We start from the raw sequence: 26,379 nt of genomic DNA on the forward strand, positions 1-26,379 counted from the left end.
TCCGTTGTGATATGAAACGTTTAGGTTTTTTACTGCTAACTACGTTAGTTATCAACGCTAATACAGGCACAGCTTTAGCACTACCAGCCGCGAGAAATGTTTATTCACAAGATGCTCAAGGTAGTAATTCTCATGGAATTGACTTAAAGATTTGGGCTGGTTACGGTTTGACTCTCAATTTCATTCCCACAGGTGAAACCATCAAGCAAGTGTGGTTAGGAGACCCTTCCCGCTTTGCTTTAACTTCCAATGGCAACTTATGTCAGCGTGGTGCATCAGATGAAAGTTGTGGTAGTGGAGGAGCTACAATTTTATTCCTCAGACAAATTAAACCAATTAGTTTTCCGGTTTTAACTTCTAGTCAAGATGGTAGTACCGTAATTACCGTGATTACAGCTAGTGCTGACGGTCAAAAACAATATCAATTTCAGTTGATTCCGGCTAAAGGTAAACCAGAATATACCAGTTTAATTATTAAGCCAGATTCGGATAAACCACAGCCTTTATTAATAGCTGAAAAACCATTAGTTAATAAAACTAGATTAAACAATACCAATAATATCACCAATAACACCGCACCTCGAAATTTTGATAAAAAACCACGTTTAACAGTCAATACTTCTTCGCAAACCAGCACTGTTTCACAAAGAAATGATGCTAATGCCGTAGCTTATGGTTTAGCAGTGGCGGTGGGTAATGGCGCAATCAAACCTAAGTCTATAGTATGGCGACAAACGCAAGATACCATCCGTTTATTGAGGAGAGGTAAAAGTAGGACAGAGGCTATTAGGTTATCAGGTATTCTCCAAGAAATGTTCAATAAACTGATGCAATGGGGGCAAACTCAGTGATTAACAATAGAGCTTTATTATCAATAATTTCTGCCTCAATGGTTGCGACATCACTTCTAGAATTACCCAGCGTCGCCAATGCAGAAATTCCAACAGTTACTTATAATTCCGGTAAATATCAATTAAAGTCTCCAGACTGGTCAAAAATCAATTGGAGTAGCTTAGATCCATTACAACAGCCCGGATATCTTGATATTTCCCCAGATATAGCCGCAAAAATTGGCTATAATCCCTCCCGTTCTTGGACAGCCGGACAGAGTATTGATTCTGTAATTATGTTGGGGGACGTAGATGATGCTTTTCAAATGTCTGCCTTCAGCCTGAAAACTATCTCTGTCATCGTACCTCTGGGGCCCAAGCTTACACTCAAAGACTTGGGATTAATGCAGTGGCAAACTCCCAACACCCTAGTCAAAGCTATTCCCAGCTTGGGCAATCTTGATATTAATCAAGTTCCACCTATTTATGATTTATTCTTGCAATCTCGTTACAGTAGCATAACTTCTGATTCAATAGCCGCAGCTACTCCAAAGTCAAACAGACCTGACAAAAATTCGCTCAAAATTGGACTTAACGGTAAGATTTCAACTATTTTAAAATCTAATCCACAAGCTGCTAATACCCCTTTGGGTAAAAAACTGGATCTAGGTCGATATCCTATTAACTCAATTCCTAGACTTAATCAGACGCAACTATCAAGATTTCCAGGCTGGCAGCAAAGCTACATTAATCAAGTGCCGGGGCTAAATCAAGTACCTTTTGACAAGATGCCACAGCCGATTAATTCGGGTTTGGATGTGGTGGGTATAGCTTCTGTGGTTTTAGGTAATTCGGAACGTGGTGATTCTAGGGCAAGAGAGAATTACTTTGTTTCTGGTAGGGTAAATCGTTCCAACAAAAATGTTGTTGTCGCCTGTAATGTGGGTAAAGAGTGTCCATTCCTAGAACTAGGTGATGTTGCTGGGCAAGCTGGCAACCTTTACGGTAAGCGATGGGCTTCTGGTTCTGCTCAGAAAGTAGACGGTGGTTTTGGGATCTTACAACGTGTTAACGGTGGTAAAGAACCAACAGGTAGGCTTGTCTACGGTTCTGGTTTCAAAGTTGTGCTAACTGGTGTAAATGAGTCCACTGGTACAGCCAACTTTGGGCTATTTTTTCGTTTTTGCATTAGCTTTCTCTGGGGTGGTAAATCTTGCACTCCCTACTTTATTGGCCCTGTACCTTGGATTCCCACTCAAGAGAATGATTTAGTCATTCTAGGGAGGGGGTGAAAATGGCTGAAATATCCAAAACTACCCAACAAGTAAAGAGAGCAGGGGGAGGTGTGCAGCAGGGGGAGAAAGATCCATTGAGAAATAGCTCTCTTTACTCCCCGGCGACCCCTGCCCCCCCAGCTTATAACCTTGTTCCTCAGAATTTTAAGGATGCCTTTTTTTCCCCAATGGGTTTGGGATTACTTGTAAGTGTGGGGGCATTAATGTTAGCGAAAGCAATGGAAGGGCGAGGGGCAACAAACAAACTAGCACGGGCGCGATGGGCAGGAGGTAGGGAGAAAACAGCAGCTCGTAAGCTGGCCTGCAAACAACTGATTGAACGCAAACATAACAGGGTAGCTTTATACATTGGTACACCTAAAGGTACTACTTTTCAGGTTGTTGACAACAAACGCATTATCAATATTCCAGAAGATAAAAGCAGACTCTATCTGCCAGATGTACAACGTGGAATTTTAATTTGTGGCGGGGCTGGTTCTGGTAAAACCTTCTCCATGATTAACCCTCTGGTGCGTTCTGCTATCGACCAGGGACTACCAATTATCCTTTACGATTTTAAGTATGCTCACCAAGAATCGGCTACATCTGACGCTAAAGGGCAAGCACCCAAACTAGCAGGATACGCCGCCATGCGTGGGTATGAGGTTTCTATCCTCTCCCCTGGTTTTCCTGAATCCTGCGTAGCTAATCCCTTAGATTTTCTACGGAGTGAAACTGATGCAGAGATGGCGCGTCAGTTAGCGATCGTCCTCAATCGTAATTTTAAGCTAACAAGTGGTGATGCTTTAGATAGTGGATTTTTTGCTAATGCAGGGGATCAGCTGGCACAAGCAATCTTCATGCTGGCGCGGGGTACTTGTTTTCCTGACATTATGATGTGCCATGCCATTCTCAGTTTGCCTAAATTAATTGACCGCATTCAACAAGCTTCTTTAAATCCTTGGGTAAAAGTTGCCTTTGACCAATTCCTATCTGTAGCCGGTTCTCCAGAAACCGCCGCTAGTATTGTCGGTACAACAAGCGGATTATTTACTCGCTTTATGACCCCATCTACCCTTTCTGGCTTCTGTGGTCAAACAAATATCCCCTTAGATTTGAAGGGGCGGAAAATGGTGGTTTTCGGTATGGACAAGGAGAAACGAGATGTAATTGCTCCTTTGTTAGTTTCTATCTTGCACCTTTTATGTTCTCGAAATTTAGCTGGTAAACGCACAGAACCATTAGTTTTGGCACTGGATGAATTACCTACTTTATATCTACCAGCTTTAGTTGATTGGCTCAACCAAAATCGTGAAGATGGCTTGATTTGTTTACTGGGATTGCAAAACTTATCACAGCTTGAGAAGGCTTATTCCAAAGAAACTACCAATGCTATATTTGGCGGTTGCGCTACAAAAGCTTTCTTTAATCCCCAAGATGATGTGGCGGCGGAACGTTTTAGTAACTTCTTAGGTGACGAGCAAATCAAGCACAGAGAACGTTCACGCAGTTCCGGCGGTAAAGGTGGTGCAAGTACCTCAATTTCTGAGCAAAACAGTACCCGCAATTTATTTGAGGTTAACCAATTTAATACCTTACCGGAAGGCAGAGCCGTAATTGTTAGTCCTGGGTTTCGCTCTGGTAGAGATGTAAGTATTCCGCTATTAGAGCAAATTCGTATTCCACAATCTGATATTAACTTGGAGGCGAAAAGTATTGAAAAGTGGTATGGACTCCAGCAACAGTTTATCTCACAATCTACTCTGCGTGAACCATCTGGGGAAGAGTTAGAAATCCGGCATTTAGAGGCAGAGATGTTATTGTCTTTAGTTGATAAAAAAGCAGAGGCAAATAACAGATTGAAAAATCTTTAGGAGGTAATTTATGACCGCAGAAAGGCAGAACGCAGTTCGCAGAGTGTCGGGGATGTGGGGAGAATGAGGAGGAATTGAGAATGGGCGCTTACCCTGAGCGCAAACTGCTTCCCACACTCCCCACCCTATGAGTGAGAAATTCGGGAGCAAGAACTGCCTTCTTCGATAAATTTTTCCCTCAGATGAAAGGGTTACAAATTCCTAAAATTATTTATTTTTGAATTCTTGAATTTGGAGCAAAGCAACGTGACTAATTTATCTGAATACGAATTGCGATTGYTAAGCAAACTGCCGCTTGATATTGCCTCGTTAGTTAACACTTATCGAACTGATATCTTCAATGCAGCAGAGTTTTGGGATGAACCACCGTTCCCTGAAAATCATGTCCCAGAATTCATTGAAATTTACTATGGCGATGCAGAAAGTCCTCATATTTTCATAGTAAATGGAGAGCTAAAAGATTATAACGTGACCAACTTACCTGATAACACAAAGTCAATTTCAGTTCTGATTGATGACCAATGGGCTTATATCCAAATTGAAGGGGATGTAATTCTCAATCGTTTAGGAGGTGTAGTTTTACCAGATGTCTTAGTCAGTCCATCGACTCTCATTAATTCCTTAGTAGGAGTCACAAGTCATGGATGAAATAAAATCGGAGGCGAAAGTTGTGCAACATGATTATTTAGAAATTCTTAATTACATTCTGCATAAGCTGTTAGAGAAGGGCAAGTTTCAAGAGTTAGACACTACTAAAGACTTATCAATTTACGTTGGCAATCAACCCAAGTATAAAGGTCATCCTGATGGCGAAATGTCCGTAAATTTGATGACTCCAGAACTGGTAGATAAAATCAAGACGGCTATCAATGACCCGCAAAACTTGAAAGGTTCTGTCCGCATCATGATTGGTAAGGATAAGGTCTATCATGTTAAGGATGGAGAAGTTTTAAGTGATAAACTGGGTTTAAGTAGCCAGATTAGCCAGAATCAATCCCAGTCTCAACAACCAGCCAAACCAGTACAACAATCTTCCACCATTGAGGATTTACAAAAGCAGGTAGAGGCTTTACAGCAGAAGCTTCAAGACCAGCAAAGCTTGATTGATAATTTTGCCAATCAAAAGCAATCAAGCGTTGAAGTTACCAAACAGTTATCGACTGATTTGATTAGTCTGAAACAAGCTTTTGATGCTCAACAAAAAACTATTGAGCAATTGCAGAAGGCACTAGAAGCTATAAATAATCAAAATAATCCTGCGGTCAAGAATGCAACTTTGCATGATTGGATAAACTCGATTGAGACTAAGGCTAAGAACACTGCCAAAAGTCTCTATGAACACGTAAAAACTGCCCTTACTCCCAAAGTTGATAAAGTCAGAGCTACATTAGAGACTCAAATTACCACCTTAAAAGAGCAGATGAATCAACAGATGGAGTCTCTTAAAACTGAGATGAGGTCACAAGTTGCAGCTGTTAAAAATGAATTTGAATCACAGGTGGGTGTAGTTAAGGATGGTATTGGTGAAGTCAAGCAGTTAGTCAGTGATGAGATTCAGCATGGCATGGAGCGTCATCAAGCTGCTATGGGTGCTATCCAAAGTAAGGTTTCAGAGGAAGTTAATACAGTCCATAAACAGATAACTCAAGCTGTTGGTGATATACACTCAGCAACTAATCATACTGTGAAGCAGAATGTAGAAAAAGTTACTAACAGCGTGATGGATATTAAAGGCAAGGCTCTTGCCAAGGGTGTAGATTCCATGCTGCGTCTTTTTGGTGATCAGCATTCTGATGGTTCACGCAGTTATGAGAGTAAGAATTATAACTTTTACCAAAATGGGGATAGTATTACTGTTACAGCTAAAGATGGTCGGGCTGTGATGGTTGACGGTGATTTGACTGCTAATGCTACAGAGAATGATGTTGAATCGTTAGAGGAAGTAGGAGAGGTAGTTTCTGATTATTTAAAACATACTAATACTCAATCACAGTCAACAAAATTGAGAAGGTAATAGGTTTTATCTGACTTGTGCAGGTATAAAACTCAGATAATGAACTACCTCTGGCTGTGCGAAAGTTTGAGCCAGGGGTAGTTCATAGTAAATTTGGGTCAATTCCTTGTTGTATCAGTAAACGGTTAACCATTTTGATGAAAGCAATGCTTTTCGATATAGTTTAACCGCCTGTGTTTGATTAGTTTCACAGATCATTTGTCCCCATTGATTTAAGGGTAACTCAGGTTGCACATAATTCACCTTCTCAAACCTCGACGCGGTTGTGGTGATGACTGCTGAGAAATAGACAACTTAGCTTGACTTTGCTGTTGTTTAAGTTCTATCTCATCCAAAATACTCGTTAGTCGTGACTGTAATTGAGGAAAGTTTAGTATTTCAGCCATAGTCTTCATTTCAATAGTTTGCTGTTGGTTCTCCCAGGAGTGATGATTTTCTACCTGGGTTTCGTATTCCTGAAGTTTGGACTGAAGCTGCTGCTGATACGTGACTAATTCTTTGATAGTTCCAATAGTTTGTAATTGCTGCTCTAGTCTCAAGTTATACTTATTACTCAACTTATGAAGCGGAAAATGCTCCATTGCTCTGATAGTTTTCTCTTGGATAGCGTGTTCTAACCACAAACTATCAATTTGTGGCCCAAGCTGAGTAATTTCGTTTTCAATAGCCTGTTTATCAATAGGTGCTGCTACTTGAGCAACTGGCTGGGCAAAATATTCCTTGACCGCTTGTTCTAAGTACAATAGTTCTCGGTCAGTCAGTGCATCGATCGCCTTCTTAAATGCCAATTGAGAGATTTGACCAGAAAAACGTTGTTGAAGCCGTTGTTTGCGCTCAATATCACTCAACTTTTTAGGTGGTGCTGGCGGTGAGTGTCGTTGTTTATTATTGTTATCCCGCCATGCTTTGAGGGTTGATGCTTCGTAAAACGCCTTTTCGTATGCTAGTGGCCCCTGAGCCACAATCAGATCATCAACGCCTTTATCTGGGCCAGGCAATGTCACCACACTGACAGATGCTCCGCTTTCCTCCAGTAATCTACCAGTGCGTGAGATAGCAATCTCTATATTTCGCTGAGTGTCCGGGCGTGTCTCGTAATCAAAGCAGAAAGTTATCTGCCGTTCTGGAGTGGCGAAAACAGCTAATTCATCCATCAGCCGAGCTTTGGTCTGCTCCCCAAACTCATCTTTACTGCGATAACCAGCATAGATTCCCGGTAGCCCGATCGCTGCATGACCCTGGCTCAACAAACTGGCTGCTTTCTTTGCTCCTTCAGTAATTGTGACTGGTAAGTTGTGCTTCCAAACACAATACCAAAATCCACTTTGGCGATCGCAATCGGTTGGTTGTACCCCAGCTTTTTCATAGATACGCCCAGCAATATCATCAGGTACATCGAGCAAGAAAATACTGAGTTCAGTTTGTGGTGGATGTTCATATTTGATGAATTTGCCGGGTTTATCAGCTTTTTCTCTGGGGTTATTGGGTTTGTAGCATCCCCATATCTTTCTATCAGGTTTATCCCCTGATTGGAGATTGGCGAAGGAGTTGGGATTAACGCCAGCATCACACCACCAGCCGCCTGATTCAATATGAGCATATTTACTTATGATCCCTGAAGACAGCCTACCAGTGTTAGTGCGTGGCAGTTTATCACTGTACATGAGGTATTCCCAAGCTTCATGCTCCCAATCAAGAGTTTGATGCAAGCTAGTGAAATTAAGGCTGGCAATTTCGGGGTGGATGGCACTACCTTGTATTAATTCTTGCCAGTGTTTAGAATCAAGTTTTTCTGGGGCTTCACCAATATTATTAGGAGTCCAAAATGCTACCGTTGGCTGTGCTGTTTTTGGAACTGGTTTTCTAATAAATGGTTTGGGAGTAGGAACAACAGTTTTTGGTGCTTCCGGCGGTAGAGTTTTAAAAACAAGAGGCAGAGGGGAAGAACTTGGCAGAGGTCTAGGGCAGGGGGGCAGAGGGGAGGACTCAGTATAAGATTGCTCCTTTGCTCCCCCGCTCCTCCGCTCCCTTGCCTCCACCTCTTTGCTCCTCTGCCCCTCCGCTTCTTTACTTTCCTGCTCTGTAGTGGATGTTTTAGCTACAATCGGAGCAGTTACAACCATTTCTTTCTCTAATTTTGATTGGTGCTGCTTCTCTAACTCTTTGTGTCGCAGTAGCACCAGTGCATTTTCTTTAGCCCTACTCGACTGCGCCAAGGCTAGTAAATTGTCTTTATCTTCCGTGTAGAGTTTCAATTCATACCTAGCACGGCTGACCGCAACGTAAAAGCTTTCTTGTCCAATGGTGTTGTCAGCAGCAATCAATACTTGGTCAGCCGTCTTTCCCTGACTACTATATGTAGTGCTGACGATCGCATAATCTAGGTGTTGTGCTTGTTGCAGGTTAATAAATTCAGTTTGACCACTTTCTAAATACTGAATTTGCGCGTTGTAACCTGCAATGGCTTTAACTACAAACTCTTGACCGTTGCGCCGTCCTAATTGTCGGTCGTTTTTCGTCCAACGTAGGCGATCGCCCTCGGCAAGTTCAATCTGTTGACGTTGGTAAACCGCCTTTTTAAATCCCGTGTCTACTTGAAAATGCTTACCATCACTAGCTTTGAGTGTTAGTTGGTCACTGTCCTTATCCACCACTTCATAAAGTTTGCCCTTGGACAGCCCCCGGCGCTTGTAATTGCGGGTGGGCATGACCATATCACCCAGTTCAAAGTTGTGGGTGTAGCGCATTTGTACTGAAGTTAAGTCTTTGGCTTGCAGTTGGGTGATGGCGATCGCAGTTCCTAAACTACCCTCAGCCTTTAAATGCTCCCGAATGGCTTGAGTGATTGCCAAACGCTCAAAATTTGTTCCAGCCAGTACCAGAGTTCGCGCTCGTTGTTCTGGTGTGGCTGTTACATAGTCGCGGGCAATCGTCTCAATTTTGGATTCTGCTTTTACACTCTGGATACAACCGTTTTCATCGAGGCGTGAAAATCCCTCCTCAATACGGCCAGAAGCAATCAGGTCTACTGCCAGTTTCAGTTTTGGCGCACGTTGCCTCAAAGATTCGTTGAGATGACTGGTTTTAATTCCTGCCTGTTGTAGAGACTTGAAGGGATTGCCAGCCTCTACAGCTGACAACTGTTTTGTGTCCCCCACTAACAGCACCCTAGCTTGTTCTTGGGTTGCGCGTTCTAAAAGAGCAAGGGCATCTTTAGCACTGAGTAAGCCTGCTTCGTCCACAATCCAAATTTGATTAGGTTCAATCTCTTGGGGTGGTTCAGAGACCAATAATCTAGCAACAGTCTCAGCTTGAATATCCAACTCTTGGCCCAGGACTTTAGCGCCCATCGAACTAGGAGCAAAGCCTTTGATGGTATGGCCAGAAGCGGCAGCGATAACTGCGTTAAGCTCCGCTAACGCTTTTAATTCCTTGAGGGCGAAAGTTTTACCAGCACCAGCTACCCCTTGCCATGCCATAAATTGGTCTGTTGTGGTTGCTGCCTCTAGGACGGCGCGACGTTGATCTGGGTTTAAAGCTGTTTTCTCCAGGTGGCTTTCAACTACTTCTGGGTGAGCAAGTGGGCTAACTTTACCCATCCCAGACTGCATCAATTTAATGGTTGCCAGTTCTCGATTAACTGCTGCCAGGGTGGTAAAGTCGCGGTTTTCTTGAGACAGGCTGAGTAATTCCGGGTTAGCTTTAACTAGCGGTTCAATCTGACTAACTTCCGTGGCAAGCCCTTGGTTTAGGATGAATTTTTCTAAATCTTCCTGGGTGAAAGCGACATTTCTTTCCGAGCAGTGAGCGATCGCATCTTCTAAATTTTCATAGCTCACTAACCGGGGTTGTAGTTCTGGTTGCGCTTCTCTTGGCTGTACAAACTTGATTTCCAGTGCTGCTGCTTCCTCTCTCCACTTGGCTTTTAACTCCACAGGGTTAATTTTCTGCTTCAAGTTACGGGTGGCAGTCCAAGCTGCTTCGCGTTCTGCCCAAGTCGCATTTTTACCTGCTGCACTTAATATTTGCTGTCGTCGTTTAGAAAACTCCTTTAAATCCGCTTCCTGAAAACCTTTAATCTCAAACTGCCTATGATTCCTAGCTTCCACCTCATACCCTAATTTTTGTACCTCCACTGCTAGGTAGTTCTGGTACACCATGCCCAGAAATTTCTTATTTTTGAAAATCTCATCGTTCAGGAGACTGTACCATTCCTCATTGTCTAGCTGCGTCATGTTCATAACCAGGGCATGAGTATGCAGATGCGGGTCTAGTTCCCTGGTTTCAATGTGGTCAAACTCCGCGACTACTAAATTTCCTGTTCTGGTAGTTTCCCGTCTTGTGTCTGTTGTTACTCTGGTATAGCTATAGCGTTCTTCTATCAGTTCTAAGGTTTTTTGCACCGCGAACTGATGGGCAGTAATTAGCCTTTCATCACCACCTACTAACGCTTGTAAACTGACACTCTTTGGTGCAGAGAAAGTAAAGTCAGTTGCCGCCCGTCGTTGTGATGAGTCTAACTTTCTAGCACAGAGGTTTTGGCTGCCGTCAGGCGATCGCCCATTGACTACATTAGAAAATGTTTCTTGGTTATCAACTGCTCCAGATAGTCCCAATTTTTTCGCACCTTTCCCAGACCAGCGTGAAGTACCTTCCTGGTAATACCCTTCCATGAAGTAATGTACTGCTTGTTGTGGTTCTGAGTTCTTGCCTGTTAACACTGACCACTCCTTTCATAAAAGGTTAGGTTTAGTGGTTGAAACAGTTCAGGTACTTGATCGGGACTGCTAATTATAAATTCAAGTCCTATATCCACATAATTGTTGAGTTCGCTTATTACCTTCTCAAAGTGCTTACCATCAACGCACCACACTTTGAAAGAAATATAACAATTAGGTTTTAGCTCATAAAAGAATTTTTCACTCTTTGGCAGTTCTTGGAATATTCCCACTGCCTCTGCATGGTATTTACAAAAATTAAAACCTACCCAATTGACTTTTTTAAAATAAGCTACCCGAATCACTACAGTAGAATAATTTTGTTTTCTTGGAGATGGGCAGCTACTCCAATAATGGCTATTCTCCCAAAAACACATCGACATCATTTGATGCGCTTGGGTCTTTATAAGCGTTGAACTTACTTTCTGTAGTGCTGAGTAATTCAAATCTTAATATTTGTTAATACAGGTTTTCTGCATAATCAAATTTTAAATCCAACTGGATTTTTCTGCACAAACTTTTTGGCGTACTGTGCGAAAATTTTTTGGAGGGAGTCCAGAGGGAGAAATCCCTTTGGAAAACTGGGTTTTCAAAGCTAAAATCCTTATATTTACCTTACCACTACCTTGCAAATACCTTGGTAATGCCATTGATTTACCTTATTTTTTCCTGAATAGCGAAAATTTCCCTAAATTCCTATTTTTTACGGAAATCGGATGGAGTTATTCCTTGTATTTGCCATTGAAATGCCATTGATTTACCATTGATTTACCATTGAAATTCCTTATATTTACCTTTTTGTAAAATTCCTTAATTTTGCCTTTTTTTTGGCAGTTTGTTGTTTAATAATTAAAGGGTTTCAGCCAAGCAAATAGCGATGGCAGATTTAACAATTGCATTTGATCCAGGTTCATCCCTGAGCAAGATTTTCTATACTCTCAAATCCTTCCACCCGGAACTACTACTGATGGAACCGGAAGTTGCCCAAGTTCCTAAAGCTAGTCTTATAGCTTACGAGTCAAGCTGTGTTGGTAGTCCGGCTGCTGAAAATTCTGCTTGGGTTGAGTACAAAGGACAATATCGGGCTGTTGGTTTCCTCGCCCAAGACCGATTCTATGCAGATTTAAAACTTTCTGAACCAAAGTTTGAACTGGCTCTTTACAAGACTTTGGCTCTTGTAGGCGCTCTTGCACAAAAAAACTCTCTCTCTAATGGCGCAACTATCCGTTTGGGGGTGCTGTTGCCTTACGGTGAGTACGAAGACCGCAAATTATTTGAACAATTAGTAACTGAAGCTCTGGCTGGTTTTCGGTTTCGCGGTGTGGAACGCTCGTTTGAGTTGGAAACTTTCCTCTGTCGTCCAGAAGGTTTTGGTTTGATTTCGCGGGGACGCGCTCCCGGTTCCAGTCTCAAAGAACGTAAAATCGCGGTAGTGATGATTGGTTATCGCAATATCTCTTTGCTGATTATGGACAGAGGTATGATTTCTCAAGGCGTTACCGAAGATTTAGGATTCAACAAGTTAGTTGGCTGTGTGCAACGGTTGGTATCTGGACAGAAGCCTTTGAAGTTGGCGGCGGCTATTTCTAAGGCTGGTTCTAAAATCAGCACTAAGGCTTTAGCTCACTTAGTCCGGGTTCAAGACCCTGGTTTACGAGATACAGAACTTTCTCAAATTAGGTCAGCAGTAGCAACTGCACGAGAGGAATACTGGATTAGTCTTTTTAGTTGGTTACGTAGTCGCGTCCCCTCTGATGTGGACGAGATGATATTTGCTGGTGGTACAGCCCACTATTTATCTCGTGAGTTAAATAGTCTGTTGCCGCACACTGAGAAAATCTGGTGTAACGAACTGGAAGCACAAATCAACCGTAACTTTTTAGCTGATGTGTCCCGTAATGGATTGGAATTTCGGCTGACAGATAATTACGGACTCTTTTATTACCTGTGTGGAACTTCTGAAAGGATGACGACTCATGCCTGAACAAGTCGATTTTCGCTTTCAAATTAGTGTCAATTCTCCTTATATCACGCTGATTAAATATCTCAGTCCCAAGAATAAGTTTCTTGAGTTTCCGCGCCAAAATATGATTACCTGGGCGCTCGTGGCTTTTTGGTATCCTTTAGCCTGTAAGTGGTCTGGGGGATTCAGTGATGCTGACTTGAAGCTGAAAGCCAGAACTGCAATCTATCAATTGCAACAACAAATTATTTATTTAGCCCAAGCTTTTGGTTTGGAAAATGAGTTAGGGAATCAGGGGATGCTGGGCAATTCAACTCAATCAGATGCTGACCTAGATCCCAATGTTGATGTTTCTACACCAAAATCTGTACCCACTCACGTAAAAAGTGATGGTGAGCAAAATTTGACATCAGTAATGAGTCTTGAAAATGACGAGCTACTAGAAGAAGCATTCAAGTAKGAATTAACAATCATGCCATACACCAAAGAAGCTCTGCAAAATCTTTATTCGCTCTCTGTGGAAGATGTGAATGCGACTCTCAGCGCCTGTGGGTTGTCTACCGATTGTAATGAATATGCAGATGAAGAGATCCAATCTGGTTTTGATACTGTCCGTCAATACTTTACAAGTGAACGTGTCTCTGACTACCAACAAGCTACGGATTTATTTCAACAAGAATTAGAAGTTAAGGAGCAACCAGAAACTAGCCCAAAACCTAGAGGGAAAAAATCTAAAAATGAGAAGAATGAACCTGCTGCTGAACCTCTAGATATCTCTGCATTGTTGTCTAGAGCTAAGGAGCGAGTAGGCGCTAAAATTTCGCTAGGTGAATCTCTCTCAATTTTGCAGGCTTGTGGACTTCAAGACCAGGATGAATATAACCAAGCCGAGTGCGATCGCTTCTTTGAGGCTTGTGATTTAATCAAAAATCAATACAAATCCTTTGAGGAGGTTGCACAACATTTCGGGCTGAATAACTCGACACCAGATGTAGATACAGATGAACTTCTGCAACAGCTTGGAGATACTACGGCTTTATTGGGCGAGGAGGAGCGAGAGTTAATTAGGGAAATGGTGCGACAGAAGGCTAAGGGTGATATGGCTGGGTTGCCTAAGTTGTATTTGCAGTCTTTATTAGAGGAGATGAAATCACCTGCTTTTCAACAGGAATGGCAGCAACTACGAGAGGCGTTTAGAGCTAAGGTCATGGGAAAAAAGCCGATTTCCCCAGTATTCCAGCCGCAGCCGCCTTTAATGAGCTTGCCGCCGACATTGGAGAATGGGTCAAGATCAGAATAGATGAGGAAAAGCATACTATTGAGGTCAAAGCGCACAAAATTATTGAGGAAAAAGCCAAGCTTCGGGCAACCCAAATAGCTTTGAACAAACTCAATGAATCTCAGCAATGGATTGAGGCCCAGCAGAAGCAAGCGAAACTACGTAGTCAGCGATCGCAGCAATTCAAAGTCAATTTGATTTACTTTGCACGCTGGATTGGCTCTGGGTGGTCAGGATGGTCACTTTATCTAATTTCGCTTGGAATTTTTACATCCTTAGCTTTTACTTTCGGTGTGAATTTTCCAGCTTTTGTAGCCTGCCCTAACACTAAAAGTTACTGCTATCTGTTGCGCTGGGATAAATCCAAGATAGTTATCCCTAGTGATTACATCAAACAGTCATCTCAAAATGACTCCAAGCGTAAACGTTAGTTAGTCGGACTGGTTTAAATATTGACAAATGAATTTTATGAAAATTCATTTGTCAACTAGTTAGCTGAAGTTGAAATTTGGAGGTCGGAATTCGGAAATACTTTTACTGCCGACTTCCGAATTGTTGTAGTCATTTTGTAAAAGTGTGGGGGTAGTTATTAGCTACCCCATTGATTTTATTAGTGACGGCTGAAAACGTAGACTTTGTTGTAACTTTCCTCTACTGAATAGTAGGAATCAATAAACCAATCACGGGCTATTGCTTCCAAATTAAGGTAGAAGCTAGGAATACCCATGTCTTCTAAGTTTTTAATCAATCCCTGTTGTTCGAGTTGGTCATAAACAAAATCCTCTTCACTTTCGTACTCACCCCAGTAATGTTCTTGAAAACCTTCTACATTAGCCTCACTACTGTCATATTCATAATAAACGGCGTAGGCTGCACCATGCTCTGATAATATTTGAGCAAGTTCGGCTAATTTTTCTATGCTTTCGTATTCATCAATGTGAATACCACACCAGTTTTGAAAATCATGGATTGCCCACTCCTCACAGGCTTCATAATTATTACAGGGCGACCATGATAACATCCATTCAATATCGTCTTGAATTTCATCTGCATCTTGTGTACAGTCAATCCACATTCCGTGTAATTTGCCATTGTTGTATGCAGATAAACAAGCTACATAGACCTGTGGTGCATCATCATCTTGACATTCGCGCTCATGTTTGGGGAATGGAAGTAAGCAGTTAGCACCTTCAACTATTGGTAAGGCAACATCTGCTAGACTAATTGCTAAATCTACTGCCCGTTGTTCCTTAATGGGACAGCTTAAAATATTACCTTCAAGGCGGCAGTTGTAAACTTGTTCAGCAACTAATTGTGCTTCTACTTCTGAGTGAAATATTAGAGTGTTAGAAAACAAATTCATGTGTTAGAATCCTTCTAGTCTTGAAACTCAGAAAAAGCACCTTTAGATTGGTCGTCGGGGGTGCTTTTTCTGTTTTTGATGTAAGAGTTTTGGACTTGGCGCTACATCTTAAATTTCACGCTTCGGTTCGGTTCCGTTACCGGGAGTCTTTTTGGCGCTCCGATCCTATTTCTTACTCTTTTATTATCCCACATATATGTGGGACAGAAAAGAATTTCAGCCGTTTTTCATGATAAAAATATCTAATATATTGCCACATATATGTGGGTTTTGCTATTCTAGTTGTAGAAAGAAAGGATAATCACTATGGCAAGAAACGATATTGCTACTCGCTTTAAATCAAAAGGAGTAGGTGTTAAATGTGATACAAAACCTATATCTGTGATGCTCCCAGAAGATTTAGATGCCTACGTGCGAAACAAGCCCAATCGTTCCGAGTGGTTGCGGCAGGTTATTGCTGAGGCTGTGGCTAAGGAACAAGCTTCAGCTTCCCAGGAAGATTGATTGTGAATTTTGCTCAAGCGATTGCACGTAGCGCAGTGTTGGAGGCGATCGCTTTGTATATTTGTAATTCTCTTGTGAGGTGTGACGGTGCAGGGGTATTTTACAACACTGGCTCTTCAATTCCTTGCCATTGCTCGGTTGCGTCCTTTCGTAGCAATGGAACAGGAATGTACGTTAAGCCCAAGATGCCTACTGTAATTGAGCTTGCGCCGTCATCCTAAATTCTGTCTATTCCTGTAATAAAGATTCTTATCACAGGAAAAATACGCTCAAAGCTTGAATTATCGATGAGAATGAGGCATTGAAGAAGGTAAAAATTTTATCGTTATCACAGGAATCAGTCGTTAGCGTACATTTTTGTTCCAATGCTATTCACACGCGAGTTGTAACTACTAAAGTAAGAAATTAAGTGCCTATTTACGGAAAATCAATAGAACAAATGTTGCTACTTTTGTAATTGAAAAGATTATTTTAATAATATTTTACACCTTTTTGGTTGTTCTATTAGCAATAACATCTATAAGTTCTTGAAGTGTAAAATAGATATAGTAAAGTACGGGTGTACCTCTAATATCTATAGTTCCAAACCGCCGAGATAAATAACTTTTGCTATCTGATGATGGAATCTGAATCTGAGGAACTTCAATAGGAGCAAATTTTATATCAAAAGTGATGCACCACTTAATTTTGAGCTTTAATTTACCATTCTTGTCTCGCTCTTCTAAATCAGAAAATAAATTTTTGTAAAAATATTCTATTTTTGTGGTTCGAGGACTGAAATCTTCTATTGTAATACTCTTTGAATAGGAAAATTTAGCGTTAATAATATTTGAAATATTGACTTCTCCTATTACATTGAAGAATTCTTCAACTTTATTAATAATATAGTTTTCTGCAACTTCTTTTTCTTGTTGAGTTTTGAATGAAATTAAAGGCACATAGTTACTTTGAAATTCTTTGCTGTTTCCACTAACACCAATCAAGTCCATATTGTTATATATCCTTAACTATTTTCTAAATTTACAGGGTTTAAGTAATATTCTTGTATTAAGTAAAAATTAGCTTTAAATATTTTAATACCMCTAATTTCAAAATTAGGTTCTTCTTCACCTAGAGAATCTTCAGGAGGAGTTAGATAATAAAAAGGTATAAAAAATATATTATCTATTATGTAATCCGGGAAACTTTGTTGCAGTGCTAGTTCATAGGCAAGCTGCTTTGCTAAAGGAATTATATATTTATTTTCATCAGTATTTTCTATAGGCAATCGTGAATTATCTTTATAAAATTGAAGAGAATGATTTTTGTAATCAATTAATTTTAAGATGTTTAGTCCATTAATTTCTTCTTCAATAACTAAATCTGGTTGAGGAAAACGACGATAATATAGTAAACGCTTAATATAAGAATGTCCTTGTATTTTACTATCGAGACCATGAGAGCCAGTATTTAAATCTAATTCAATACAAAATAATTCACCCCACCACAAATTTCTATTGTAATATGGATGGTAAATATTAGACTCCATTTGGTATGTCCATTGGGTTTCAGATTCATCTAGAGAATTTTGCTGTCTAAAAGATTTACTGCGATTTCCAACTCTATTTTTTTCTGTTTCCAGTCTTTTATAATTTTTATCTATACTGTTAATTTGAGGATTAATATAGCCCTCTATAATAATATCTGCATCAGCGAAACAAATATTTTTAAAATCTTTTTGAATGGGGTCAAAATTCTTTATAAAGAAATAAGTATGGCACATATCTTCCCAAAGATAAGAGAAACCTTGTTCACCTTTTATTCCCCAAAATTCACCGTCTTCTTGTCCTGGATTAAGTTCTCCATATAAAAAAGTTTCAACTGCTTCATATAGTCCCCAATAATCAGCATCTTTGTAATGAGTATTTTTATCTATGTTATCAAGGGCTTCTTTAAGTATAATAATGGTTTCATCAAAAGTATCTTGGGCAAATAGAGACTGATTATTAGTTAAATAATCATCTCTAAATCTTTGACCTAAAAAACGAATATCTTGACTTCTATCTTGAACATTTTCGGGAACGTCTTCTTGTAGTTGTTGAATAATTTCATTAAGTATAAAACAATAAAGATGAATTATATCAGTGCTTTCATAATGAATTATCAACCGAGGTAAATCCATTGCTTCAATATAAATAGTATGTTCTTCATCTGAGTAATCTAAGTAAATAGCTCGGTCTAAATACTTGTGAATTTTAGAATAATCAATTTCTTCTGTCCGTCTAATTTTCTTCTGGATTGAATAAATTGCTAAATCATCATAAGCTTCTAATACTCGCTCAATCATGTTGAGTTTACTATATAATAAAATATCATTGCTTCCTTCTTCTTCCTCATCATTAGCTTTTAGACTAATTCCACTAGAAGAAAGAGTAGGTTTATCTTGAGAAGTCTGAGATTTAGCATCATTATTTTGAAAGCGGCTAGAATATAAGCTATCTTGAGAAAATTTTCTTAATGTGCGGTACATTAGGAAGAAGAAATCTCGAACTTGGTTAAAATTAGATTGATATTTTACAAAATCCTCAAAGCCTTTTGGTAAACAGAATTCATAAATATCTAAATTTTCAGATTTTCGTATTCCGACAAACGAATCTTTTGCTCCCACTACTAATTTTAGTGCTGAAAAGTCAAACATAACTTTAAGCCTTGTCTGGATTGAGATTATTATTTAAGTTTATCTTGCTTGTTACTGATAATTTAATAAATTGGAAACAAATTGATTATGGTATCTAATAAAATCACCAAAAGTAACAAGAGGTTGTTGCTCATTAAGTTTTAAAAGTTGACGAAGAGGTTTTTTATCTCGATTGAAAATACTATCCCAAACAAAAAACATGAGTTTATTTTGTATTTGGCTTTCTGTTACTGGTTCTGGATCTGTATTTATAAAGCGATAGCCAATTTGCATATCTTCAATTCTGCCACCTCTAATAGAATTGTGATTATCTTTAATAAATTGGTTTAAATTTTTAACTAACCTTTTCCATTCAACATTCCAAGATAAACATCCATTGGGATTTCCATAATTTGCTTTGGGTATTGTAAAACCATCTTCATCCCAATCTACATATTCCCATTCCCAACGTCTTTTAAAAGCATTATCCATGAAATAGATAGAATTATCGGAAGTATTCATGGTTGCTACAATGGAGAGATTGGAAGGAATTTTAATTTTCATTGTTTTTATATCTATATTTAAAAACTTTATTTTTTCCTCAAAAGTTTTTAAAAGAACAGGATCTGTCAAAGGATTTAGTTCATATTTGTTTTTATTATCATAGTCTTTTATACCTATCATGGAACTAAATTGATTAAACTCAATTTCAGTTAAACTAATTGAATAGCTTGACCATCCTTTGAATTCTGCTTTAATTTCTCTATCTAGTAGCTGAAATACTGTGCCGAATATAGCTGAAGAGTTACCACGATTAATTTCGTCAATCACTAAAACCACATTCTGAGGATTATTAATCTCGTTCTTCTGCTTATCATAAGCAGTAATCAAATTTTTATAAGCTTGAACTAATGCTCTTAAAAAATGCCCAGGATGAAAATTATATTCTACTCTTCTATCTTTTGTTATAGGGACTAGTTTACCCATGAAATCACCATAAGTATATTCAGGATGAAATACTGTTTTGATGACATTACTAGAAGTATTTTTTATTCCTAAACCGGGAATAATTGTATGCTCAATTTTGTAGCTTTTACCAGTACCAGGACAACCAAATAATATTTTTTGGATAGGGCTTTTCATGACTACATCCAACTTATTTTCTAAGATTTGATTTGAATTATTTAGAAGACATAATAAATCTACTAATTCTTCATTAGACAGTGATGTTAAATGGCTTTCACCATATCTTGCCCTACAACATTCCTCTCTTTGTTCTTTATCCCAACCTAATTTATTAAATCTGAGGTTAATCTCAGTAATTTTTCTATCTGGTAGCATATCCATTATATGAAAATAAAATTCAAATTTTAGAGAGCTTCGTGTATATCAGTTTCAACATCATTATTCAGTCCTAATTCAGCAAGCGCAACTTTAGTTTCCTCAACCTTTTGCTGGGTAATTTCTCCCTCAACTAAAAATTCCACTTTTAATGCCAATTTTAAGTTTTTATTAGTAGCGAACTTGGTAAGCACCTTTGTGTAAAAGTTCATCCATTTTTGCGGTGTAATTGCACCACTCCATCTTAATAATTGTGGTGATAGAACTGGGTTTATAGTCTCAGGTTCATCTGTTGGTTCTAGTTCATCTTTGGGCTGATTAGTATTATTGCTAACATAAGATGTAGGATTCTCTCCCACAGTGTTTGTAATAGGTGCAGAACCACTGTTAGTATTAGCTGGTGTGTAAGTTCCAGTTTGCCCTGTTTGGGGTAGTGTTGATGGGTTTTTAGGGACAGCAACACTTGCAGCTAAAGCTTTTTGGTAAGCTTCTGCTGTTTCTTGGGTAATGATGAACATATCCTCAGAAATTTCTATATCCGCAGCATTAAAGGTGCATTGGTAGTGGAATGGTTCATAACCATTGCTGCTTTTGCCTACATAGGCTAAAGTTCCATCTTTGACACCGCGCGCGATCGCATCTTTCACAGCTTCCCCATTCAGCAATCTAGGAAACATTGGTGAGGCGAAAAAGGCATCGCGGACAGCTTTGGTACTCCATTCTGTAAATGCTGGCGGCCAATTTCGCACCAGAAACCGAGGAATGATAGTTTCTACAACATCATCACTTTGGCGTAAACGGTTGATAATTAAATTAACCAATTTGTCCGATTGACTGGAGTTAACTTGACCAAAATCAATCACACGGATTTTGTTATCTTTCCCCAGTAACGCAACAAATTTATAAGCGTTCCACACACTTTCTTTTAAGTTAGATAGGGATTTTTTCAGATTTTCCTCTAACTGGCGTTCTTGGTTATCATCTAATCCTTGTTCTTCATCACGGATATCTTCCCAAGCAAGAACTTTTCGCGCTTCTTCTCGTAGCTTGGTATCAGTATCAGCAACTGCCCAAATGATGGCACTTTTAAATGTTCTGTCAGATGTACCACATTCTCGTGTCATGGACTCTATCATTTTTAGAGTCTGGCTATCTTGCTTAGAATGCTCTGGTGCTAATATGGCTAAAATTAGGGTAGCCCGATTAGGGATGGTATTAGAATTTTCTGGAAAATAAATTAATTGAATTCCTTGATTACCAGTAAAAACCTTTTGTATTTCCGCTTTTACTCTGTCAGTAATTCTTGATGATTGAACATTAGCACGACGGTCTGCTAGAATTTTATTTAAGTTAGGTGACAGACTAAAGCAATATTTGTTTTTTTCGATTGAAAGGTAATAACAGTCTGTAGCCAGTGTCTCTAGAACAGTTTCCACATTGCCAATATCTAAAGATGGCTCTGCTACTGCTAATCGAATTTCTGGGATAGTAGATTCTGCACGCAGAATGCCGCCGTTAGATTCAAAAAATATCGTTGTTGTGACTTTACGGTGGAGTCTTGCTTTTTTAATCTGGTCATCAGCTTCCGCATCTAGGCGCACTGCATGGGAATCTTTTTTACCACAAATATCTGTTGTGACAGCACCTTCTAATCTGGTTTCTCCTAATTGTTCAAAGACTGCGGCGCGAAATTGTGGATCTTGCAATGGTGCAGTACCTAAAGTAATTAAAGGATCACGGTAGGCGCGGGCATGATCCTCATTGTAGGCATTAGCTACCCATAAGGCCAACAGCCGCAGCACTCCCCTAGTACGTTGGAAGCGGGGTAAAACTTGCCATTTGCGCTCAAATACTGATAACACTGACGGGTGGAAAGGATAGGTAGCATAAAAGGCTTCACGAGGATTGTCGAGGGGAAACCAACTGGGAAGCTGCTGGCGGTGATCTAATACCCAATCAGCGTATTCGTTACAAGTTGCGATCGCATCTTTAGGCAGTAGAATTCTGCCATCCGCACTCACAGCCCCAGCATCCCACTCAAACAGACGGCGGCGAATAATTTCTGAAGTTTCTGCCTCGGCTGACATTATGATAGGTTTACCCACCCTATCCAGCATTTTCTTAAAGCGTTGTTCATCGCCTTCATCATCTGAGGTGTAGTCCATTTCGGAAGCGGGAATGGAAACTACTAGCACTACATTATCTAAACCCCTAACAGTTTCTGATAGTGCCTGAATGAAATTGTATAAACTGTTGTGATAACCCTTGCGACGATAGGTACTAACATAATTAATAATTTCATCCATTAATATCAAACAGGGTTTATCCTTGGGCAGAAATTGTTTAATCACGTCGCCCTTGGGTTCAATAAACTCTGCTTCGTGTTCCGCTAATACAGCCAGTGCAGCTTCACCACCTAGTTGATAAGCAATTTCTCCCCAAGGAGTTTTACGCAGGCTTGTACCATCATCACCACCACGTCCTCTAAGGGAATCAAATTCAGTACCCACAAACACGGCTACTGCTGCTTCTGGAACAGAGGAAATACCTCCTTTCTGCAAAATCTTCTGTACACCAGTCCAGTTGTTAGCAGTGGGACCACCTTTTGCTAGGTGATAAAGTAAGGTGAGAGCGTGGGTTTTACCGCCACCGAACTGGGTAGCCAAGTTAAACACGGCAGATGTCTCTGTTTTTTCACCGGAGAGACGACGGACTACTTGGGCGGAAAACTCTGTTAAATATTTGGTGAGATAGGTACGATTAAAAAATTGTTCTGGATCTTGGTAGTAAGCAGGTGCAGTTTTATCTCGTACTTTGTCGAGGTGAACAGCAAATTCGGAAGCATCCAGGGGTTTACCTTCCCGCAAGTCTTCACGGGGTGTTAATCCGTCAATTTTGTACCAAGGTTTGATTGCCATACGTGATTCACCTGCTAGATTATGCTGAATTTTCCAGTGTTTGTTTCCAACTGCCACCACTTAAAAAAGCCGTAGGGAAAGGTGGCAGAATCATCTCGACTACCTACCACTACAAGGGTTTCACCGTCGAGTTTCATTCTTTCGGCTAGACTTATGGCTTGCAGCACTTCATCGCGCAGGAAAGTAATCAGGGAGGCGCGTTCCTCTGCACTCCGGCGATAGCAAAATACTATTCTTAAATCTGTACGCACGCATAGCACTTTCCATAGTGAGTAGGCACTGCGGTTAATATCGCTACTGTTCTCTAATTCCATCACGGCCATAGGGAACCGCCAGCGAGTCTCACCAGAAGCAAAAGACATTACATCTAAAGCTAGGTACTCACTAGGTGAAACGGGAAACAAGCCTAGTGGATGTCCCTTGGCGGAAGACTGCCAACCCATTGCTGTAGAAGTAGAGACAACGGTAGCTGTTAAAGCTGTTGTCCATTTACCAAGTTGTCCTTTTAAGGCAGCTTGTTTTAAAGGGTCAGCATTTTCAGGCTGTTGTAGGGTTTGCCAGAATTTAGTCTGCCACTGGTAGGCTATACTTTGACTCATTAGAACCCTAACCCTTTTTTGCGAGCTAATACCCCATCTACCCAACGTTTTTCATCTGTACCAGTGGGGTACAATGCGGAAAGCGCCTGAGCAAGTCCCCAAAAGCGTTGGTCATTTCCTGCCCCTTCCTCTACTAGGAAACGTTTTAGGGCTTCGCTGCGTCCGGCTGCAAATAAAATCATGCTTTGGTGAATACGATCTAATGTAGTATTCCCTAATTGCGGTACTGTTTTTTCACCCCAATCTGTATCATTGTCTTCTTTGTCACTAATAATTTCAAATAAACTTAGTTGTTGGACATCTTTGTTTTTGCGTTTGTTGTTGGCTGGTGCTTTAGATTCTTCTTTACCAAATAGGTATTGAGTCCGTTCTGCAACTGGTAATAATCGAGCTTTCTCACCTTTGACTTCTACTAAACGGGTGAGTTGTTCTAAATGTGCGCCGAGTCCTTGGGCTATTTTCCGGGCTGCATCAAATTCGAGGACGTAACCCCCGGTTTTGCTGGACTTGCTACTAGTTTCTTCGTCGTCGTCGGTTTCGGGTTCGCTGGTGTCGCTGCTGTTGTCAATTTCATCTGTGGAAAGTGTCCACAACCACATGGCGGTGAGGCGGGCATCTTCTTCAAAGCCAGTGGCATCTGCATCTGAGAAAATCATGCTTAGGGCTTCTTTGGATACTGCTGCCCAAACGTATTCTAGGTATTCTTTCAGGGTGACAAGTTCGCCAGAGGCTTTTTCGACGCTAGAATAGCGGGAGAAGATTTCTAAAGCGGGGCCAAGGCAGGCAAAGATGGCATCTGCACCAACTACGCCTTCTGCGGCGAGGTGGGGCATCCATTCATGTATGCGTTGGGGAAGTTCTTGAAGTACATCGCGCCAGTCGCCGATTTCGTTGGTGTTGCGGGGACGGCAGACAAGGTGGACGGATGAGGCAAGGGCGGCTGAGTTCATCGCTCTTAAACGATTACCCATTTCTGTATCAATTGCCCATGAACCTGTAATTGTCCATCCAGCATTTACCATCGCTTGTAATTGTGCTTCCCAACCAGATGTAGATTTATGAGCAAATACAACTATACCTATACCTTCATTTGACAGAATGCGTTTACCTTCTGCCATTGCTAAACCCATTTTTTGTTCATACCATTTAGCATTTTTATGAGGATATCTTACAGAATCCCATCCTGACATTTCACATATTTCATCGTCTTTCGGCGATAAATCAGTTTCAAATAGGCTTGGATAAATATCATTTAAAGTTCTTTTAAACCAAACATAGAAAAAATCTGATAAATCAGCATATGGTACAGCATTATAGTATGGCGGATCTGTACAAAAACATTGTGCTGAATCATTAGGAAGAGGATGGTTTGTAGCGGAAGAAAGTTCAGTTTGTCCTGAATAATAAATATTAGATTCTCGTTCCAGAATTCTTGTCATATTGGACAACGTAACCCCTAAATCACCAGCAGCATCAGAAAGAGGACTTGTCTCAGCAAAATCCCACAACATGGGAATTGCCTGTCTAGTAAATAAATGTATAGCTTGAGTCATAGATGATTTCCAGCTACATAAACTATTGCTAATATCTGCAATACGGGATATAGAAATAGCCAAAACAGTTTGCACTGCTGTTACTAAAGTCTTATTATTATCATCTATCTCTAAAATATTTACCATTTTCTGTATCTTAGAGACTAGTATTGTCAGTGTTAATGCTTGCCGAGAAGTAAAAAGGCTACCCCATGTATTATGCCCATAAATTGGTGCATTAAATACACCGCTCATGACAGGTAATACTTCATTAGGTACTAAACTTAAGGCTTGATTATGTTGTTTTTCTCGTTTATTTAATTCTTTTTGAGCATTTTTCACTACTTCTAAATCTTGCTCATTTGGTAATCGATAAAATCTTCCTTGTTGACTAGTTCTAGTTGTCACCACACAAAATAATTTGGCATCATTACTGCCACCTTGACGAGATTTAAGTTGTGTTCTGACAGAAGCCACAGGAGTTGTGTAACCACAACAGGGACAAGTAGCAGAACCTCTTTTTACAGTTCCCTCAAAACTAGGATTTTTTATCTCTACTTCCGGCTTATCTGTAACTACCCATTTATTTTTCTGCTTTTCAATAATCTCAAAATCTACCCGATTCTCTTCTAGTTTAGTAATTATCCTTAAACCAATAGAACGATTACTTTTTTTACACAGCCAAAGCGACCTTATCAAAGGCACTTCCGCCCCACATCCTGGACCCTCACAAATAATAGTTCTCGCCCATAAATAAGCAATTGGTGTACTACCATCTGGGTCTTTTGGATAAAATTCAGCTAACTCTTTTTCTGCTTCTTCCTTAACCCACTGTCCCCATTTTTGCACCTCATCTGCTAAGGTTTGCCCATATTTAGGAATATATTCCAACACCACTTTGTTTAACAGTACCGCCACAGGATTAATATCAGAAGCAAAAGCATCTGCACCGACGCGCAAGGCTTCCAACGGAATAGAACTACCACCAGCAAACGGGTCAACAACTAACGGTTTTGTTCCCGGTATTCCTCCTAAAGATTCGTGTGACGATTGAGTTAAATTCCGACTAGTTTCTAAATAATCAGATTGTGTAGAATTATCCCAATTAGCAAAATCAGCAATAAAATCAAGTAGGCTATTTCTTAATATATTCAAATGTTGAGGATTATTAGTATCTAGTTTATTTTCTGCTTTAGCTAAAACCTGCCATTTAGTCCAAATATCAGTAGAACAATATTTAGATAATTCTTTATCTGTAACTGCTTTTTTAGCAAAGTTAGTGATATAATCCGCAGCTAAATCACGAAATAATTGGGGGCAATTTTCATCAACTGGGTCAGGCCATAACGCTGCACATATTACCGCACGACACGCAGCTAAAGGTCGTCGTGCCCACCAAATATGTAAAGTAGAAATATGCCCATGTCGAATTGATTTCTCGCGTCGTGCATGGGCGGAAATTCGTTTGATGGGTAGATCAACTTCGATTAGACGTTTAGGGTATTTAGTCATTT

At 40.1% G+C, this 26,379-nt stretch carries 19 protein-coding genes; 10 read left to right on the top strand and 9 right to left on the bottom strand.

What is annotated here, in order from left to right; all coding sequences use genetic code 11:
- Positions 1-11 precede the first annotated feature (11 nt).
- The 5 genes from FCR06_RS25065 to FCR06_RS25085 all read left to right on the top strand — a co-directional run bounded on the left by FCR06_RS25065 (position 12) and on the right by FCR06_RS25085 (position 5,992).
- Complete coding sequence (locus FCR06_RS25065) at positions 12-851, top strand: hypothetical protein (RefSeq protein ID WP_138504540.1); 840 nt, start codon at positions 12-14, stop codon at positions 849-851.
- Positions 848-2,122: a hypothetical protein gene (locus FCR06_RS25070; RefSeq protein WP_223280279.1), complete on the top strand. Its 1,275-nt coding sequence runs from the start codon at positions 848-850 to the stop codon at positions 2,120-2,122. Before FCR06_RS25065 ends, FCR06_RS25070 begins: the two co-directional genes overlap by 4 nt.
- A 2-nt stretch (positions 2,123-2,124) precedes the next feature.
- Positions 2,125-3,978 (top strand): type IV secretory system conjugative DNA transfer family protein, encoded by a 1,854-nt coding sequence (locus FCR06_RS25075; protein WP_138504544.1) that lies wholly within the window; start codon positions 2,125-2,127, stop codon positions 3,976-3,978.
- Positions 3,979-4,224: 246 nt separating this feature from the next.
- Positions 4,225-4,626, top strand: coding sequence for a hypothetical protein (locus tag FCR06_RS25080; RefSeq protein ID WP_138504546.1), 402 nt, complete (start codon positions 4,225-4,227; stop codon positions 4,624-4,626).
- Entirely contained in the window at positions 4,619-5,992 is a 1,374-nt protein-coding gene (locus FCR06_RS25085) for a hypothetical protein (protein ID WP_138504548.1), read from the top strand. Before FCR06_RS25080 ends, FCR06_RS25085 begins: the two co-directional genes overlap by 8 nt.
- A gap of 239 nt (positions 5,993-6,231) precedes the next feature.
- Here the strand turns inward: FCR06_RS25085 and mobF are convergent, their stop codons facing one another.
- Both mobF and FCR06_RS32995 read right to left on the bottom strand, forming a co-directional pair.
- Positions 6,232-10,713 (bottom strand): MobF family relaxase, encoded by a 4,482-nt coding sequence (gene mobF / locus FCR06_RS25090; RefSeq protein WP_138504550.1) that lies wholly within the window; start codon positions 10,711-10,713, stop codon positions 6,232-6,234.
- Between the two features lie 485 nt (positions 10,714-11,198).
- Entirely contained in the window at positions 11,199-11,360 is a 162-nt protein-coding gene (locus tag FCR06_RS32995) for a hypothetical protein (RefSeq protein WP_189523571.1), read from the bottom strand.
- Between the two features lie 227 nt (positions 11,361-11,587).
- Between FCR06_RS32995 and FCR06_RS25100 the strand changes: the two genes are divergently transcribed.
- The 3 genes from FCR06_RS25100 (at position 11,588) to FCR06_RS25115 (ending at position 14,383) form a co-directional block, all read left to right on the top strand.
- Positions 11,588-12,694, top strand: coding sequence for a ParM/StbA family protein (locus tag FCR06_RS25100; RefSeq protein ID WP_138504552.1), 1,107 nt, complete (start codon positions 11,588-11,590; stop codon positions 12,692-12,694).
- On the top strand, positions 12,687-13,973 hold the full coding sequence (locus tag FCR06_RS33830) for a hypothetical protein (protein WP_223280280.1): 1,287 nt from the start codon (positions 12,687-12,689) through the stop codon (positions 13,971-13,973). The genes FCR06_RS25100 and FCR06_RS33830 overlap by 8 nt, the downstream gene beginning before the upstream one ends.
- An 80-nt stretch (positions 13,974-14,053) precedes the next feature.
- On the top strand, positions 14,054-14,383 hold the full coding sequence (locus tag FCR06_RS25115) for a hypothetical protein (RefSeq protein WP_138504554.1): 330 nt from the start codon (positions 14,054-14,056) through the stop codon (positions 14,381-14,383).
- A 179-nt stretch (positions 14,384-14,562) separates the two neighbouring features.
- Here FCR06_RS25115 and FCR06_RS25120 read toward each other — a convergent pair whose 3' ends face one another.
- Positions 14,563-15,315 carry an antirestriction protein ArdA gene (locus tag FCR06_RS25120; RefSeq protein ID WP_138504556.1) on the bottom strand — a complete coding sequence of 251 codons (753 nt, stop codon included), beginning with the start codon at positions 15,313-15,315 and terminating at the stop codon, positions 14,563-14,565.
- Positions 15,316-15,621: 306 nt separating this feature from the next.
- On the opposite strand from FCR06_RS25120, the gene FCR06_RS25125 reads away from it, so the two are divergent.
- The gene (locus FCR06_RS25125; RefSeq protein ID WP_138504558.1) at positions 15,622-15,819 is read left to right on the top strand and encodes a hypothetical protein; all 198 of its coding nucleotides are present in this window, start codon (positions 15,622-15,624) and stop codon (positions 15,817-15,819) included.
- Positions 15,820-15,821: 2 nt separating this feature from the next.
- Positions 15,822-16,040, top strand: a complete 219-nt coding sequence (locus FCR06_RS25130; protein WP_138504560.1) for a hypothetical protein — start codon at positions 15,822-15,824, stop codon at positions 16,038-16,040.
- A gap of 261 nt (positions 16,041-16,301) precedes the next feature.
- Here FCR06_RS25130 and FCR06_RS33000 read toward each other — a convergent pair whose 3' ends face one another.
- From FCR06_RS33000 to FCR06_RS25155, 6 genes are read right to left on the bottom strand one after another with little or no spacing between them, the layout of a single operon-like run.
- Positions 16,302-16,808: a hypothetical protein gene (locus FCR06_RS33000; protein WP_189523572.1), complete on the bottom strand. Its 507-nt coding sequence runs from the start codon at positions 16,806-16,808 to the stop codon at positions 16,302-16,304.
- A 14-nt stretch (positions 16,809-16,822) separates the two neighbouring features.
- On the bottom strand, positions 16,823-18,496 hold the full coding sequence (locus FCR06_RS25135; protein WP_189523573.1) for a hypothetical protein: 1,674 nt from the start codon (positions 18,494-18,496) through the stop codon (positions 16,823-16,825).
- 51 nt (positions 18,497-18,547) lie between these two features.
- Positions 18,548-19,822 (bottom strand): McrB family protein, encoded by a 1,275-nt coding sequence (locus tag FCR06_RS25140; RefSeq protein WP_223280281.1) that lies wholly within the window; start codon positions 19,820-19,822, stop codon positions 18,548-18,550.
- Positions 19,823-19,845: 23 nt separating this feature from the next.
- Positions 19,846-22,734, bottom strand: a complete 2,889-nt coding sequence (locus FCR06_RS25145) for an ATP-binding protein (RefSeq protein ID WP_189523574.1) — start codon at positions 22,732-22,734, stop codon at positions 19,846-19,848.
- A gap of 14 nt (positions 22,735-22,748) precedes the next feature.
- Positions 22,749-23,333, bottom strand: a complete 585-nt coding sequence (locus tag FCR06_RS25150) for a hypothetical protein (RefSeq protein ID WP_138504564.1) — start codon at positions 23,331-23,333, stop codon at positions 22,749-22,751.
- Entirely contained in the window at positions 23,333-26,377 is a 3,045-nt protein-coding gene (locus FCR06_RS25155) for a DUF1156 domain-containing protein (protein ID WP_138504566.1), read from the bottom strand. Before FCR06_RS25155 ends, FCR06_RS25150 begins: the two co-directional genes overlap by 1 nt.
- Between the last annotated feature and the right edge of the window lie 2 nt (positions 26,378-26,379).

It is taken from the genome of Nostoc sp. PA-18-2419 (assembly GCF_005869855.1).
Classification (GTDB): domain Bacteria; phylum Cyanobacteriota; class Cyanobacteriia; order Cyanobacteriales; family Nostocaceae; genus Nostoc.